Source organism: Paenibacillus sp. BJ-4 (assembly GCF_020404765.1).
Classification (GTDB): Bacteria; Bacillota; Bacilli; order Paenibacillales; family Paenibacillaceae; genus Paenibacillus.
In genome coordinates this window covers 142,124-158,681 of the sequence record NZ_JAIVEM010000149.1, presented here as the reverse complement: position 1 = coordinate 158,681, position 16,558 = coordinate 142,124, and the positions used below count along the sequence as shown (strand labels likewise).

17 protein-coding genes and 1 other annotated feature are annotated in these 16,558 nt (G+C 48.1%); of the genes, 2 read left to right on the top strand and 15 right to left on the bottom strand.

The window, feature by feature from the left end; translation table 11 throughout:
• Positions 1–136: 136 nt before the first annotated feature.
• From holA to LCF57_RS23030, 8 genes are all read right to left on the bottom strand, one after another.
• Positions 137–1,168 carry a DNA polymerase III subunit delta gene (holA, locus tag LCF57_RS23065; protein ID WP_226002798.1) on the bottom strand — a complete coding sequence of 344 codons (1,032 nt, stop codon included), beginning with the start codon at positions 1,166–1,168 and terminating at the stop codon, positions 137–139.
• Positions 1,169–1,381: 213 nt separating this feature from the next.
• Positions 1,382–2,821, bottom strand: coding sequence for a zf-HC2 domain-containing protein (locus LCF57_RS23060; RefSeq protein ID WP_226002797.1), 1,440 nt, complete (start codon positions 2,819–2,821; stop codon positions 1,382–1,384).
• A complete protein-coding gene (locus LCF57_RS23055; protein ID WP_010345316.1) occupies positions 2,818–3,366 on the bottom strand; it encodes an RNA polymerase sigma factor in 549 nt (182 codons plus the stop codon). Before LCF57_RS23055 ends, LCF57_RS23060 begins: the two co-directional genes overlap by 4 nt.
• A gap of 180 nt (positions 3,367–3,546) precedes the next feature.
• A complete protein-coding gene (locus tag LCF57_RS23050; RefSeq protein WP_226002796.1) occupies positions 3,547–3,942 on the bottom strand; it encodes a hypothetical protein in 396 nt (131 codons plus the stop codon).
• A gap of 58 nt (positions 3,943–4,000) precedes the next feature.
• Positions 4,001–4,162, bottom strand: a complete 162-nt coding sequence (locus LCF57_RS23045) for a hypothetical protein (protein WP_226002795.1) — start codon at positions 4,160–4,162, stop codon at positions 4,001–4,003.
• A 392-nt stretch (positions 4,163–4,554) separates the two neighbouring features.
• Positions 4,555–7,179, bottom strand: coding sequence for a DNA internalization-related competence protein ComEC/Rec2 (locus LCF57_RS23040; RefSeq protein ID WP_226002794.1), 2,625 nt, complete (start codon positions 7,177–7,179; stop codon positions 4,555–4,557).
• A 193-nt stretch (positions 7,180–7,372) separates the two neighbouring features.
• A complete protein-coding gene (locus LCF57_RS23035) occupies positions 7,373–7,891 on the bottom strand; it encodes a deoxycytidylate deaminase (protein WP_226002793.1) in 519 nt (172 codons plus the stop codon).
• Between the two features lie 88 nt (positions 7,892–7,979).
• Positions 7,980–8,531 carry a ComEA family DNA-binding protein gene (locus tag LCF57_RS23030; RefSeq protein WP_226002792.1) on the bottom strand — a complete coding sequence of 184 codons (552 nt, stop codon included), beginning with the start codon at positions 8,529–8,531 and terminating at the stop codon, positions 7,980–7,982.
• A gap of 215 nt (positions 8,532–8,746) precedes the next feature.
• Here LCF57_RS23030 and comER point away from each other — a divergent pair, with 215 nt between their 5' ends.
• Positions 8,747–9,592 (top strand): late competence protein ComER, encoded by an 846-nt coding sequence (gene comER, locus LCF57_RS23025; RefSeq protein WP_226002791.1) that lies wholly within the window; start codon positions 8,747–8,749, stop codon positions 9,590–9,592.
• Here comER and leuS read toward each other — a convergent pair.
• On the bottom strand, positions 9,573–12,011 hold the full coding sequence (leuS, locus tag LCF57_RS23020; protein ID WP_226002790.1) for a leucine--tRNA ligase: 2,439 nt from the start codon (positions 12,009–12,011) through the stop codon (positions 9,573–9,575). The two genes, comER and leuS, sit on opposite strands and share 20 nt — an antisense overlap.
• A 61-nt stretch (positions 12,012–12,072) precedes the next feature.
• Positions 12,073–12,330: a binding site (T-box leader), on the bottom strand.
• Positions 12,331–12,524: 194 nt separating this feature from the next.
• Here leuS and LCF57_RS23015 point away from each other — a divergent pair.
• Entirely contained in the window at positions 12,525–12,914 is a 390-nt protein-coding gene (locus tag LCF57_RS23015) for a tautomerase family protein (protein ID WP_226002789.1), read from the top strand.
• A gap of 101 nt (positions 12,915–13,015) precedes the next feature.
• Here LCF57_RS23015 and LCF57_RS23010 read toward each other — a convergent pair whose 3' ends face one another.
• From LCF57_RS23010 to yhbY, 6 genes are read right to left on the bottom strand one after another with little or no spacing between them, the layout of a single operon-like run.
• Entirely contained in the window at positions 13,016–13,789 is a 774-nt protein-coding gene (locus tag LCF57_RS23010; protein ID WP_226002788.1) for a class I SAM-dependent DNA methyltransferase, read from the bottom strand.
• Between the two features lie 3 nt (positions 13,790–13,792).
• The gene (locus tag LCF57_RS23005) at positions 13,793–14,701 is read right to left on the bottom strand and encodes a S1 RNA-binding domain-containing protein (RefSeq protein WP_226002787.1); all 909 of its coding nucleotides are present in this window, start codon (positions 14,699–14,701) and stop codon (positions 13,793–13,795) included.
• Entirely contained in the window at positions 14,698–15,045 is a 348-nt protein-coding gene (rsfS, locus tag LCF57_RS23000; protein WP_226002786.1) for a ribosome silencing factor, read from the bottom strand. Before rsfS ends, LCF57_RS23005 begins: the two co-directional genes overlap by 4 nt.
• On the bottom strand, positions 15,042–15,638 hold the full coding sequence (gene yqeK, locus LCF57_RS22995; RefSeq protein ID WP_226002785.1) for a bis(5'-nucleosyl)-tetraphosphatase (symmetrical) YqeK: 597 nt from the start codon (positions 15,636–15,638) through the stop codon (positions 15,042–15,044). The genes rsfS and yqeK overlap by 4 nt, the downstream gene beginning before the upstream one ends.
• Positions 15,622–16,212: a nicotinate-nucleotide adenylyltransferase gene (gene nadD, locus LCF57_RS22990; protein WP_226002784.1), complete on the bottom strand. Its 591-nt coding sequence runs from the start codon at positions 16,210–16,212 to the stop codon at positions 15,622–15,624. The genes yqeK and nadD overlap by 17 nt, the downstream gene beginning before the upstream one ends.
• Positions 16,213–16,229: 17 nt before the next feature.
• On the bottom strand, positions 16,230–16,526 hold the full coding sequence (gene yhbY / locus LCF57_RS22985) for a ribosome assembly RNA-binding protein YhbY (RefSeq protein WP_025718850.1): 297 nt from the start codon (positions 16,524–16,526) through the stop codon (positions 16,230–16,232).
• Between the last annotated feature and the right edge of the window lie 32 nt (positions 16,527–16,558).

Here is a 16,558-nt window from a genome sequence, read left to right as displayed (position 1 = left end):
CTACTTCTATACGTTAATGAAAAAAACCTGACCAGCCTCGGCTGATCAGGTTTTTTTAGTTTTCATCGTCTGTGTTCTCACTGCCAGTGTCCCTTACAAATCACTCACTTAAAAATCACTCAGCACCTGGGAGGGGTTAGACTGAAGCCCCCATACCCATTTTCATTAAAAACAGCTCCAGTCCCAGTACCTTATCAACAATACCTGTTTTCATATGATAATCCAGCTCGCCCAACTCGAAGAGAAGCTGACGCAGCTGTTCAGGATGAAACCTCCTCGCCTGCTCGCCCGCAACTTTTACCCCGTAAGGATGCAGGCTAAGCTGACTCGCAATTTGCTGCTGGGAATAACTCTGACCCGATAGCTCCTTCACCTGCAATATAATACGGAACTGCCGTGTAATCAAAGCCGCAATCTTAATCGGTTCCTCTTTTTGTTTGAGCAGCTCATAAAAAATACTAAGCGCCTTATCAAGCCGCAAATTAGCCAGATCCTCAACCATCGCAAATACGTTTTGCTCCGTACTACGAGGCACCAGGGATTCGATATCCGTAGATGAGATCGTTCCTTGTGCTCCGGCATACAAGCACAGCTTGTCTATCTCGGCAGCCAAGGATTGCAGCCCTGTACCTGTATATTGAATGAGCGTCTCAGCAGCTCCTGCAGCTAATTGTACCTCTCTTTCCCCTGCACGCTTATGAACCCAAGCTACAAGGTCATCTCCACCCAATGGGGAAAAAGCAATCACCGAAGCATCACTTTTCAGTCTTTTGACAATCTTTTTCCGTTCATCCAGCTTTTCGGACTGAACCATAAAAACGATGACGCTATAGTCAGTCGGGTTATCCATATAAGTCAACAGCGTCTCAATGCGGTGCTCAATCTTGCCGCTATCTTTGCCTGCTGCGAATACACTCGTGTCCCGGACAATAATCAGCTTTTTCGGTACCAGAAAAGGTGCAGTTTCCGCCTCCTCCACGACCACCTCGATTGGCGTTTCCGTCAGATCATAGGGAATAATGGCAAAATCACGATGCTCCTCTTCCATCACTTTTTCCTTGAGCATCTCAACAAACTGCTTCATTTGGTATTTTTCACTGCCGTATAGCAAATACACGGGCGAAATATCGCCCTTGCGAATAGCCTTAGCGGCTGTTTTTACATCCATATTCCGTTCCCCCCATCCACTGATCGTACCCGACATCCGGCCGGAAGGCAAGTCAATATACAAACAAAGGGACCCTGCCTATAGGCAAGATCCCTTCGCCACCATCTATATCAACACGGCAGCAGAAAGCTCTAGAAACTTTCGGCCGTCGGGATACGACGTCGGTTCATATATTCTATTCCTTAATTTTAAAGGTGTGACTACTTTCGGCAATTATTTTCCAGTGCTGCGCGGGACAGTATACGTATATTTACTTGCTGTACCATCTTGCTCTGTCTCGTACATGAAGGTCTGACTATCATCCGACCAGCTGCCCTTGACCCAGGCTCCTTTCAAGGTACGAACCTCTAAGGTTGTTCGATCTACACCATTATCGGAAAGCTTATATACTTTCAGCTTTTTGCCTTCAATGACCACCGCATAGCTGCCATCAGGTGAGTTGAACTGATCTTCGGACGTAGACTGGGCACCAAAGGTGGATGCACTATTACTGTCTGGAGAGATCAGCGAATTAGATACAAAGCCCTCTTTGCGTACCGAGTCCTGTGACACGGAAGATGGCTGGTCGTTAGAGGCTGTATTATCGTTATCTGCCCCTGAGGCATCCCCTGAATCCTTGGTAATGCTTTTGGAGTTTGTGTCTATCGACGATCCATCTGAAGCTGCTTGATCCTGGTTCTTCAGTTCCTGACTCAGTGAAGAAGATGAATCATCCGTAGCTGTGTCGTTATTACCGTCCTGAGCAGTCCCCGCACCTGCTATGGGTGCTTTCTCCATTCTTGATTCCAGTTGCTGATCAGGGTCTATCGTTGGTTGGTCGGACTTAGGAGTATCCTGCACGAAATTTTCCAACTCCGGATTTCCCTTGTTCGCCTGACGATCCGCATCTGGCTGCCCCTGCTTTCGATCTTGACGGGACGAAGTTCCTGCTGGCGCAGACTTCGTCGAGTCTCTCTCTCCAGCAGGCCGATTTTCACGTTTTGCAGCATCCGAGTTGGAGGCTTTATTTTCGTGATCTGCACCCTCTACACCCTGTTTGCTCGAATCAGGCTCTTCGCCTGCAGGTGGCTGAGATGTTTCCGTTCCTTGTCCTTTCTCTAAGGGCGGGTTGGTCGAACCCGGTTCAATTGCTGCATCGTGGCCTCCACTACCATTCGTCGTACCTGGAATGTCCGTCTGGTTCTGCGGAGTCGCCACTTCAGGCGACTGGGAGGTAAACATGCCTTCCGCATCCTGCACTGTTTTAGGCTGGAAATTGAATACTACAATTCCCAGTACAACAGCAGCGGCAGCCACACCCATGGCCGCACGCCCTCCCATCCCGTTCCACCAAGGAGTAGGCTGGGTACGCTGTCTAGGCCCCGGTCCAGGATCAACAGCCATCGGCTGCATTTCCTGAAGCGCACTTCCCTGCTCCTCACGTGCGCGATCAATGGCATCAAGCTGAGGCATGATGGAATCCACCAGGCTGAACGCCGGGGAAACCGCAGGTAATTCCTCCAGCTCGCGGGAGAGTGTCTGAAGAATATGAAATTTTTCCGCACAGTCTGGGCAAGTCGCAATATGGTTCATTAATTGGGACGTCTCTTCTTCGCCCAGCTCATGATCCACATAACGCTGCATCCAATCCATCACCTCTTCCTCACACTTCATCCTGATACACCACCTTTCTGATAATCCTGAAGTAGCCCTTGTAATTGCTGTCTTGCACGATATAAGTATGACTTGACCGTATTGAGCGGCAAATCCAAAGAATCGGCAATTTCGTTATAGGAGAAATCCTGCAAATATCTCAAGACGATCACTGTCCGATGGTGCTCTGGAAGCTGCTGTATCGCTTCACGAACATCCTGTGCCATGTAAGAGGTCAACACCTCAACCTCTACATTTTGGGGATCGTTGAAGATCATGTCGTGCTCGTCAATGGAAACCGAGGGTTTTGTCCTTCTGAATTTGTCGATACATATATTCGTAACAATGCGTTGAACCCAGGTTTTGAACTGCGCTTTTTCCTCATAAGAGTTAATTTTGGAATAAATCCGTATGAGAGCTTCCTGTGAAGCATCCATGGCGTCCTGCTCATTGTTCAGAATGTAATATGCCGTACGGTATACATGCTGTTCTATCTCTCTTAATAGGGTAATGAGAGCGTCGCGATCGCCCGATTGAGCGGCTCGAATGAGTCCCTGCTCTACCACAAAGGATCCCCCTCTCCCTGCAATATTACAGACGTATCCTCTTTGCAAATTGTTGCAGGATAGACGTCTGACGCTAATTTTATTTTTTTAAAGTAAAAAATTATACCATAAAGCCCAGAATCCCCATTGTAGCCTTCCTTAGAATAACAGAAAAAAGGAAGGCAGTCACCTTCCCTTGGCTCACATGACATCAAAATGTTGGAATCTGTCGAACTGCATTGGCATGCTGTTACTATTTGAGTCAATTTTCGAGTTATTTTTGTGGGTTACTTTTTGGAAATCAGGAAATCGGATATCAGTTCTAAAGTGAAATTCTTGCCCAGCCCTTCTCGAACCTGCTTTTTCTACCTTCTCCGGAGCATGAAGTCCCAGCTCATCATAAAGTATGGCTTCACTCCGCCCATAGGATTTTCCATAAAGATATAATTCTTTTCCTGTAATCTCGAAAATAGCAATTTTTTTATCTGAATCAATGACGTCGGACAAGGTTTGTTTTTTCTCAGCGATTTTAGCCGCAAAATCAGCAAGACACTTCTTCGCTTCTTGCTCCTTGTTCAGCACTTTGCCCAGCTCCATTAAGTGACTCTTATAATCATATTTACCATATGGAGTTGGTGCTATTTTCTTAAGATTTTCATAAAACAGTATCCGGAGTGTCTACAGATGTAACCCCAAGTTCAAGCACATCGCCCACATAGTCGCCAACTGCTACAACGACACGCTGTGGATGCTCAGGAAGAGTAACTGTAGCTTTGTCACTTTCATATGTACGTGTAGCAGTTGCATCATCGGTCAAGGCTGTCCTGGTGCCGTTTGGCCCTCAACAGCTGCGTTCCCGCTCCCACTTGTAGCGCATGCGCTCAGTACAAGCATTAACGAAATGATGAATAAGCAAGCCGATACTCGAAATTTTGAATCAAAACTTACAGCTTATGTCCATGCCAATTGAACTCAAGTAAACAGCCCACTCCTAAGAGTGAGCTGTTTACTATTTGGACTGAGAAAATTCAAAGCGTAGATGACGCTTCAATGATACTTAGAATTGAGCACTTGGCCCAAAAAATCTTCAAGGAACTATAGAGGATTAAGTCCATAAGTCAAAAGCAGGCTGCTACAATGCCTGTTTTTTTGTATTTGAGGATTGGCAATCCTTATGATTTGATGTCTATAACAACAATAATCGGAAAATCATTTTGTATCCGCTTGTTCACGTTTGTGTTTGTATCGCACGCTCAATCTTCCTTCCTGCGCACGAATTTGTATCTCTCCCATCGTATCCGTTCGGTATATAGCAGAGCCCGCCACCGATAAACGTTCCAATACCGCTTTATTCGGGTGCCCATAGGTATTGCTTGCACCGACCGAAATGACAGATATCTCGGGTCGCCAGTACGTTAGCCACTCTTCCGAGGTGGAATACTTGCTGCCGTGATGTGCTATTTTCATGACGTCGACAGCTTGCCTTACCGTCCCCGTTTTCCCTGTATCTTTCATACGGGATGAAGAATGGGTTAATTCAGAAAGCAACAACGATTCTGCTGCATCATCCATATCTCCTGTGAACAAGAAAGAGACTTCCTCCATTTCCAGTATCATTGCAACGGAATAATGATTCTGCTCCTCTATAACAGGTAACGGCTCAGATTCGTCCTCCTGCAACGGAAACGGATAAAGAAAGCGGATTTTCGTATCCTGATCCGGTTCCCACTCCATACCATGATATGCACCGTACAGCTTGATCTGCTTGTTTAAAGCCGTGCTCAACAGTTTGCGAAACGGTGCTTTGTCTGTCAGGGTACCGTTGAAAAATAAGCTCGATACGGGAATCTGGTCAAGCACGGCCTGTAATCCTCCGGCATGATCATGATCTCCGTGTGTTAAAATGACGGCATCCAGCCGCTGCACACCACGCTGCTTCAGCAAGGGTACAATCGTATCCGCACCAACCTCGTAGGGATCTTTACGTTTGCGCCAAGCATTTTTCCCTGTCGCAAAATTCATTGTGCCCCCGCCATCTACCAAAATGTGTTTGCCGTCCGGCGTTGTAATTAAAATGCTGTCGCCTTGACCCACATCCAGGTATTGAACCATTCCCGTATTTCCTCCGCCTGGAGATTGATAACCTGCACACAGTATGCCAAGCCAGACTATACCGCTTAAAACCAATGCCAAATAACGATAACCATTCCACTGTCGGCGCGCATATCGGCCTGCACCTTCAAACTCATGAGCTGTTTGCAGGATAGCTGCCCACTCCGCAGAAGCTGCTAATCCTGTATGTATAGGCGATGGGTCGGGAGTAGAGCTTATAACAGTCATTTCGTCCGCTTGCCTTCGGGATTCCAGCCACGTTTTGAGCCAGTACAGAACACTGTACAAAGCTGCATAATACGCCATGACCCACAGAATAGAGGAAGATGGCCAAATACTCACATAAACATCATCCACGTTCAGCCATTTCACAAGCAAAAAGGTCAGATCGTTTAATCGCTCTGCCGGCCACGCAAGAATACGAGCCCCATCCTCCCATAAAAAGGCGCTTCCCATCGCTACTGTACCCAATGGAAGCACGATATACGTAATAAGTGGTGCGAGCACAAAGTTAGCTATAAACGATAGCAGCGAAAATTGATTAAAGTAGAATACCGTCATTGGAAACGAAACAAGCTGCGCCGTAATGGTAATCGCAATTTCACCGCCGAGCAGGAGAGGCCATTTGGCGAAAAACGGCTTCATAAGCGGCATGTAGATGAGCAGCCCACCTGTCACCAAAAAGGAAAGCTGAAAGCTGACGCTAAGCAGATAATAGGGATTCCAAAGCAGCATCAACAACGCTGATATACTTAAAATGTTAAGCCCGTCTTTGAGCATACCTCGTCTGGCTGCAAATAACCCGATCATCGCCATAATCCCGGCCCTCACAACAGACGGAGAAGCACCTGTCAACAGAACATAAGCTGGAATAAGTACCATCACGACGGTCAGTGACGTCTCGCGGCTCACTCGCATCAGCTTGAGTAAATATAGCAGTGTAGCTGCATATACCGCCACATGCATACCAGATATCGCTAAAATGTGCGTTAACCCGAGTTGTGTAAATTCGTTGTACGTTGCCGGGTCCAGCTCATCTGTAACCCCTAGTACCAGTCCCTTCATATATCCTGCGTGATTAAGGAATGTAAATGCCGTTTCCATTCGTTGCCCTAGCTGCTCCCTAAGCTGATCATTCCACCTGAGCAAAATGTAACGGTTCCACAAGGAAGCTTGCTGTTTCTGTAGTGAAGTGGCTCCATTTCCTTTGAAAAGCCAGTGAACCTCTTGGGTGTGAAGGTATTCACTATAATCAAAGCCACCAAAGTTCCCCGCTTTGGCAGGAGCCTTCAAGCTACCATGTAATTGTATGGCATCTCCTCGCTGCCATACTGCCGCAACTTGCTGTTCCTGTTTGGCAGCCAGCTTGATGTGAACGATAACCTGTTCAGAGATCGGTGCAAGCTGCTTGTCCTTTTCTGAATTACGTCCCATCTGATGGATAGCCGTGACTCTCATCTCAAACTGCGCTCGATCACCATCTACCTGCACCTTGGAAGCAATAAACCCTGCTGCTTGAACAGGCATGTCTTCCAACTTAGAAGCCGATACATGAAGTGCATCGGGAATACTACTCACATTATGCATATCATGCCAAGTCCAATGAAATGCGCCACTGCTCAAAGCAAGCCATAGCCATATCACATGCCGAACGGGAATTTTCATCAGTAGAGCTATGAGAGGAAGCATTAAAGTAACTCCCGTCCAGAGCATCAAAAGCATACGTCCAGAATAAAGGCAAGCTCCTGCACTTCCTGCAATCCAACATACGGTCAGGGTCAAAATAGGTCTGGTTAGAACAAATTTGGCCTGAATACAATCACCCCTATAGCAAAATACTACTTGCTGTCCAAACTGCAAAAAAAAGAACCCCTGACTAAATAGCATTCGTCAGAGGTTCTTCCTCGTTTACTCTTTAATTCTTAACATCCATTAACGTTTCCTTGGGTGGATGATAGGTCTCCAGCATGCGGAAAGCAATTCCCTTTTCCTCCATCATGGCACGAACCTTGGCTGCATCCTTGGGATAGGGCCGATGGTATACAATCTCCACGATACCGCTGTTCGCCAGCATATTGGCACACGTCCAGCATGGCTGGTCAGTAACATATACTGAAGAGCCTTCCCGATCAATCCGGTCCGTGAACAGCAACAGGTTCTGCTCCGCATGAATCGTGCGGACACAGCGTTGCTTTTTAACCATTTCCTCACGGCCATCACGATGAACAACCTCATACTCCTCCGAGAGCATACACCCTGCCTCAGAGCAGTCAGGTACCCCGGACGGTGCACCATTATAGGCGGTCCCCAAAAGCTTTTTACCTTGCACAAGTACGGCTCCGACATGACGCCGCGAGCAGCGCGAACGGGTGGATACCATATAAGCAATATCCATAAAGTAAGTGTCCCAGTCCTTGCGTACATCTGCACTCATAACCATCTCTCCCGTATAAACAAGTTAAAACGTATATCATATCCGCTAAAGTCATTCTCAGAGCCTGGACACTATAAACTTGTAAAACTTACAAGCTGACGTAAGGCTTCATTTTCGCCAGCATCTTAGCACCGATGCCCTTCACCTGATCCAAATCGTTCACACGTTGGAACGGCCCATGCTGATTACGGTAATCCAAAATGGCTTTGGCCTTTTTAGCTCCAACCCCCGGTAGCTCCGTTAACTCGTCAGCAGTCGCGGTGTTGATGTCTACCTTTTTTTCACCAGCTACGGATGTAGTTGCTGAATTTGCATTTCCAGTAGCAGGGTTTTCGCTCACGGCAGCCGGTATACCAGCAGACCCCTGCATCGCATTATGCTTCACATTGCCAGCAGCTTTGGTGTCTGTGCTGCGTTCCTTTTTGTCTGAAGCCTCTTTTACAGCCTGCTTTCCTTGGGTAAGGTCGCTGTTGCTCTGCGACTCATTTGGCTTTGACCCCACCGCTAATACCTGCTCCACCTTGCGGTTAAGCAAGGTCCACTCTTCTTGCGGCTCAGAGCGCTGCCCACCGGCAAACAGAATAAGCCCACTCCCGATTACAGCAAGCGTTATTGCTGTTCCTGTCCATACGCGTTTCATGTTCGTATCATCCCCTACTCCACATGGATTTTGGGAGGATGTAAACAACCTCCATACGGTTTCGCTGTGAGCCATTCTTCCAAAGAGAGGTACAACCCCGGGAACGATCTAACATACTCAGACATAAAATTCGTCATGTCGGTCAAGACCAGGTGCATACACTAAGAAGAATGACAGCGTCTATACCGCAAAGTATGAAAGGAGGACGTTGAACAATGAAAGTTGGATTTATCGGGACTGGCAGCATGGGAAGTCTGCTAATTGAATCTTTTATTCATTCGGGTGCACTCAAGCCACAGCAAATATCAGCAAGCAATCGAACACATTCCAAGGTAGCCGAGCTGGCCCGTCGTTATCCAGGTGTGCATGCAGCTCAAAGCAACCGTGAAACGGCAGCGGAAAGCGATATTTTGTTTATCTGCGTGAAGCCGCTGGAATCAAAAGCCGTAACGGATGAAATACACAACGTCATTACAGAAGAGCAAATCGTCGTATCTATCACAAGCCCGGTGCAAGTGCGCATTTTGGAGCATGCCCTGAAAGCCAAAGTATCCAAAATTATTCCGAGCATCACCCACCAGGTGGGGGGCGGAGCCTCACTTTGCATCCATGGCAGCCGGATTACAGAGGAGGACCGCTCCCTTCTGGAAGAGCTTATGTCCCACATTAGCAGGCCGATTCGAGTAAAAGAATCTTATACGCGGATCACGTCCGATTTCTCCAGTTGCGGACCTGCTTTCTTGGCCTTTTTTATGGACCAGTGGATTCAAGCCGCTGTTCAAGCCACGGGTATGGACCGTACAGAGCTATGCGCCCTGGCCGGTGAAATGATCATCGGCACAGGAAAGCTGCTCACAGAAGGCGGAATGACACCAGCCGAGTTGCAAGCCAGGGTAGCGGTTCCCGGAGGTATTACCGCCGAAGCCCTTGCACTGCTGGATATCAGCCTGCACAGCGTCTTTCCCGAGCTGATACGGGCCACACACAACAAGTATGAGGAGGACATGCAAAAGATAGATGTCTCCTTCGGCTTAAAGCCGATTAACCGGCAACAATATTAACCAGCTTGCCTGGAACTGCAATTACCTTGCGAACCGTTTTGCCAGCCAGCACCTGCTGAACGTTGTCCAGAGACAAAGCAAATGCTTCCATCTCTTTGGCATCAAGGTCCTTGGCAATCGTTGCACGCTGCACGATTTTACCATTCACCTGTACGACAATTTCTACTTCGGCGTCTACCGTCCATGCTTCATCATAAGCAGGCCAAGCCGCGTAGGTAATGCTCTCGTTGTGCCCCAGCAACTGCCACAGTTCCTCGGCCAGATGCGGTGCAAGCGGCGACAGCATTTGCACGAAGTTTTCCATCGCTGCACGCGGCAGAAGGTCTGCTTTATATGCATCGTTGGTGAAAATCATCAACTGGCTGATCGCCGTATTAAAGCGCAGCGCATCCAGATCTTCGGTTACTTTTTTCAGCGTTTTATGCCAAGTCCGCTTGAACTCATCGCTTCCGCCGTCATTTGTAATTTTATCGTTAGGGCTACCATCCTCTGAAACAAACAGGCGCCATATGCGAGACAGAAAACGATGTGCTCCCTCAACCCCGTTCTCGTTCCATGGCTTGGTCGCTTCGAGCGGCCCCATGAACATCTCATAAATACGCAGCGTATCGGCGCCATACGTATTCACGATATCGTCAGGATTGATGACATTACCACGCGATTTACTCATTTTTTCATTGTTATTGCCCAAAATCATGCCTTGGTTGACCAGTTTGTAGAAAGGCTCTTTCGTTTCCACTACGCCGAGATCATACAGTACCTTGTGCCAGAAACGAGCATACAGCAAATGAAGAACCGCATGTTCCGCTCCGCCAATGTACAGATCAACAGGCATCCATTCGCGCTGCTTCTCCTTGGATACAAGCTCTTTATCATTTTTTGGGTCAATAAAGCGCAGGTAGTACCAGCAGCTTCCTGCCCATTGCGGCATTGTGTTGGTCTCGCGACGTGCTTTCATGCCTGTCTCAGGATCAATGGTTTCTACCCATTCTTTTGCATTGGCCAATGGGGATTCACCCGTGCCTGAAGGCTTGATGTTGTCCATCTCCGGCAGCATGAGCGGCAGTTGATCCTCAGGAATCGTTTTGATCGTACCATCTTCCAGATGAATTACCGGAATCGGCTCACCCCAATAGCGTTGACGGCTAAACAGCCAATCACGCAGACGGTAGGTCACTTTGCCCTGTCCTTTACCCTCAGCTTCCAGCCATTCAATCATCTTCGGAATCGCTTCCTCGTTGGTAAGTCCATTCAGCAGGCCTGAATTGACGTGCGGACCATCCTCGGTGTATGGCTCATTAGCCACGTCTCCACCTTGGACAACCTCCGTGATTTTCAATCCGAACTTCTTGGCAAATTCCCAGTCACGTGTATCGTGACCCGGTACAGCCATAATTGCGCCTGTTCCGTAGCCTGCCAACACATAGTCGGCAATCCAGATCGGCAGCTTTTCACCGTTCACCGGATTCACCGCATATGCACCTGTAAACACGCCTGTTTTATCCTTAGCCAGATCCGTACGCTCCAGATCGCTTTTACGAGCAGCTTGCTCACGGTATTGATATACAGCATCCTTTTGCTCAGGTGTAGTGATGATTTCCACCAGCTCTTGCTCTGGAGCCAGCACACAGTAGCTTGCACCGAACAGCGTATCCGGACGAGTTGTAAATACCGTCAGCTGCTTGTCATGGCCTTCAATTGGAAAATGAACCTCTGCCCCAGTAGATTTACCGATCCAGTTCCGTTGCATATCCTTAATGCTCTCGGACCAATCCAGCTCCTCCAGATCATCCAGCAGACGATCCGCGTATTCCGTAATTTTCAGCATCCATTGACGCATTGGCTTACGGATGACCGGATGACCGCCGCGCTCACTCTTACCGTCAATCACTTCTTCGTTCGCCAGCACTGTTCCCAGCGCAGGACACCAGTTCACGGGTACCTCAGCTACATAAGCTAGACCGCGCTTGTACAATTGGATAAAAATCCATTGTGTCCATTTATAGTAATCAGGATCAGTTGTGCTGATTTCACGCTCCCAGTCGTACGAAAAACCGAGCGATTTGATCTGGCGGCGGAAGTTATTTACGTTTTTCACCGTAATTTCACGCGGGTGCTCACCTGTATCCAGCGCATGCTGCTCGGCAGGCAGACCGAAGGCGTCCCAACCCATCGGGTGCAGTACGTTGTAGCCGCGCATTCTCTTATAACGTGAAACAATATCCGTCGCCGTGTAACCCTCCGGATGGCCTACGTGCAGACCGGCTCCAGACGGATACGGGAACATATCCAAAGCATAAAACTTCGGTTTGCCCGGCTCTTCCCCGGTACGAAATGTCTTGTTCTCATCCCAATATTTCTGCCATTTTGGTTCAATACTTTGCGGTTGATAGCCGTGCTTCGGCTGTGTGTCTGTCATTGTCATTTCCTCCTCAAACGGTATGCAACAAAAAAACCTCTGCATCCCGTAGCGTGTCAGCGCTAGGGACGAGAGGTTATATTCCCGTGGTACCACCCTAGTTAGCAGAAAGCGTTCTTCGCCTTCTACTCCCTTTGCACCTGATAACGGAGGTGATCCGATGCGGGTTAATAACAGAATATAAGCACCTGTATAGGGCGTTCCTGCGTTGGGCGCATATCTCCGAGGTGAGTTCATTTTGCGCTGTCAACCGGCTTGCACCACCCGCCGGCTCTCTAAATGTCCAGACAAAACTACTATTCCTCATCAGCGATTGTTTAACCGTTAATAATGGCACTATTATATTGAAAACCGCGAAAAAAGTCAAATAAGGACTGCATTTGGTGTTAACACCATCTTTATTGCATTGGGTCCATGACATACAAATGTAAATGCTTTATAATAAATCCAAGTTAAATTAGATTGAGTTGAGTTAAGTTGAGATGAGTTCAGACAAGAAAGGTGAGATGAGACATGGCACAGATTAAAATTTACGGACTAAAAGAAGCTCTGAATCCCATCAAAGAGCAGCTTTCAGAGGTGATTCATTCCGCTGTGGTGGATGCGTTCAAATATCCTGCCGACAAAAGATTTCACCGCTTTTTTCCTATGAGTCAGGAAGACTTTATATTTGCCCACGATCGCTCGGAGGCCTACACCATTATTGAGATCAGTATGTTTGAAGGCAGATCGACAGAAGCCAAGAAGCAGCTCATTAAGCTGTTATTCCAAAGAATTACCGATCATTTGGGGATTGCTCCCCAGGATCTTGAGATTACTATATTTGAAACGCCGAAGCAAAATTGGGGCATTCGTGGTGTACCTGGCGATGAACTTCAACTGAACTATAAAGTAAACATATAAAATTTGAGCACATCAGCCTCTCCTCCATACAAAAAGACGCCCTTCATGTCATCATGAAAAGCGTCCTTCTTTTTTTCATATTCGCTCAATATAAAGTCTCATTATTTTACAGCAACATAAAAAAGTCTCGCTGCATCATCCTGAGCTTCTACCCATTCAAAATCCGCATACACCTTCACATCACGAAAACCCGCTTTGAACAATTCTGCCTTCATCCAGTCCGGGTCATAGGCACGCTGTACATGAATTTCCTCAAACCGCTGGTACAGATCGCGTCCTTCATTTTCTGCTCTTGCAAAAATACTAAGATGATGCTCAATTTCACAGCGAGGCGTGTCCAGCGCACAGGTCCAGATATATGAGATAGAGCGTTCGTCCAGTACAAAGGGCTGCTCTTCATCATAACGCAAAAACGTCTGGGGATGATGTACATCAAACAAAAAGGTACCGCCGGGCTTAAGACCAGCATACGTTCTGCGAAAAGTAGCCGTTATGTCTTCTTCCTCCAGCAAATAATTCAAACAATCGCAAAAAGAAATAACCGAATCCACGGGCTCCGGTAAAATCCATTCCCGCATATCCTGCTGTAACCAGCGGATGCTTCCCTCACGAAACAATCGTTGTCCTTGCGGGGTAGTTTCCATTTTACGACGGGCTACCGCCAGCATATCAGAAGATACGTCGATGCCAGCCACCTCGAAGCCCGAGTTAACCAAAGGAATCGTAATGGAGCCCGTTCCGCAGCCCAGCTCGGCCACCATGTGCGGCATACCGTGCTCTTCCCAAGCCTGCCGTGCAAATCGCAACCAGTCCGGGTAGGGCATATCCTGCATCAGCTCATCATACACATAGGCAAACTTCCGGTAAGAAGCCATTTTCTATTCCTCATTCCCGTCCTTCGGTTTAGGCATTTTCTCCACCAGGTAGGTCCAGTTTTCCTTTTGTGTAACCAGTCCTTCCTTCATCAGCTTGCCCATCGCACGCTTGAAGGCGGATTTACTGATGCCAAACCGTTGCTTGATAATGTCGGCCGGGGTTGCATCAGAATAAGGCATACCTCCGCCCGGGCGCTCTTTCAGAAAAGCTATCAGCCGATCTGCATCCTCATTGCGGCCCACTTCCTTACGCGGCGACATTGCTAGATTGACACGACCGTCTTCACGAACAAGTGTGACCCGTACCTTAACCTCTTCGCCCAAGCGAAGCATCCGGTTACGTTCCGAGGAATGAATCATACCAATAGTCCCAAAACCAAGTACACCTCCGTCTACCAGGACAAATGTGCCCATCTGAAGCGGTTTGTACACGGTCGCCTGCACCCACGTATTTAGCCACGAACTAGGAGCATAGAAGCACAGCGGAGCCAGCTCCTGCTCCCCTGCCAGCTTAGCCCGCAGTCTGCCCTGCTTGTCATGCTCCATGATCGCATACACGTAGTCGCCCACCCGAGGATGCAAATCTCGGTTCTCCGGCAGCTCGCGAATCGGCAGCAACAGCTGGCGGCCCAGTCCCATCTCCAGGAAGCATCCCAAACGCGGATGCACATCAGCCACCTCAAGCTTTGCCATTTCGCCCAGCGACAAAAACGGCTTTTTCATGGTTGCGGCCAAACGGTCCTCTGTATCGTAAAAAATAAATACCTCCAACCGTTCGCCTACCTCGATCTCGCGTGTCAGCTCCGTATAATGCAGCAGCACATCCTGCTCACCAACGGTGAGAAAGTAGCCGAAAGGGGACACCTCACGATCCACCATAATGGTGACATAAGTACCAGCAATCAGACTCATACCTTCTCCACAACCTTAGCGTCCGACCAAAGTCGTTCAATGTTATAATATTCACGCTCATCGCGATGGAAAACATGCACTACGACATCTCCCAAATCCATCAGAACCCAGCGTGCGGAATCCATACCTTCGATACCTTTAATGGTTACGCCTTCATCATGGGCACGTTTGCGAATTTCTGTTGCAATCGCCTGTACCTGTGTGTCCGAATTACCATGGCAGATTACAAAATAATCTGCGACGAGTGATACTCCACGCAAATCCAGTGCGACAATATTCATTGCCTTTTTATCATTAGCGGCATCAACCGCAGTTTGCATCAATTGCTCATTAGTTAAGGTCATTCATGAACCTCCGTTTTTCTTAGTTTTAGTTGTTGAATCAAGTCATTGCGCGACAAGACCGTCAGCGGAAAAATAACCTTTTGCTTCTCCAGCAACAATGAAATCGTAGAGTCAAAGCCAGCGACAAGACCCTTCTCCAAACTTTTTTTGGCCTGTTTTCGGATATGATCGACCCCGGGGAAATCCCGGCCCGGCTCGATGTAATCAGCCAGACACACGACTTTGTCCAGCAGGCTCATGCCTACACGCCCCGACGTATGCCAGCGGATCGCATTCCGTATTTCCGGATCGTCCACTCCGTAATCTCTTGCGGCAATACAGTACCCCACCTCAGAATGCCAGAGCTGCTTGTCATGCTCCAAAAGCTCCTGATCACATTCGGGATGACTGCGAATCACTTCTTCCATCTGCTGAACAGGCCAATATTTTGCTACATCATGCAAAATAGCCGCCAGTTCGGCCTTCTCCGGGTCTGCGCCATAGCGCTTGGCTAGCTCCACGGAGGAATGCATAACACCCAGCGTGTGCTTCCAGCGTTTTTCAGGCATCTGACCGGATACGGCCTCCATCAATTGTTCACGGCTGTACTTCATACAAACCGCCCCTTGTTATATAGTCATGCACACGGTCAGGCACAAGATAACGAATGGTGCGCCCTTCCGCAGCACGTTCCCGAATATCCGTCGAAGAAATATCCACCACTGGCATATCCGCCAGCAATACCTTGTCCTGCAAATAATGCGGCAACTCATGTAAGGCAAGCTGGAAACCCGGGCGCCTGACACCGATAAAGCAAATCCGCTGCGCCAGCTCCTCAATTCCCTGCCAATGAGGTAAGTAGTTCACCATATCCGCGCCGATAATAAAATAAAAATCCACAGCAGGATGCAGCTCCTGAAGCTCCTTGATCGTGTCAATGGTATAAGATACCCCACCGCGAAGCACTTCAATATCCAGCACTTCAAAAGCGGGATGCCCAGCCACCGCTTCTCTCGTCATCTCCAAGCGCTCCGTACCGCTCGCCCCCGCTTGATGCTTGTGCGGTGGGATATGAGAAGGCATAAACCATACTTGATCCAGCGCATAGGCATCCCTTGCCGCTTCCCCAGCCAGCAGATGTCCTATATGAATCGGGTCAAATGTACCGCCCATAATACCGATTTTCATAGTATTCTCCCCGCGTGTTATCCTCTTGGCAACTCGATTTGCTTGTGGTCACGGGACTCCTTGTACAAAATAATAGTGCTCCCGATGATCTGCACAAGTTCGGAGCCTGTTTCCGCAGCCAGCTCTTCCGCAATTTCGTGCTTGTCGTCCAAACAGTTGTTCAAAATTTGCACCTTCATCAATTCACGTTTTTCAATCGCATCGTTGATGTGACGCATAAGATGCTCATTTGTACCATTTTTCCCTACTTGAAAAACCGGGTCCAAATGATGCGCCATTGAGCGCAAATATCTTTTTTGTTTACCTGTTAACATGTATAATTAACCCCTTCATCACCACATATACA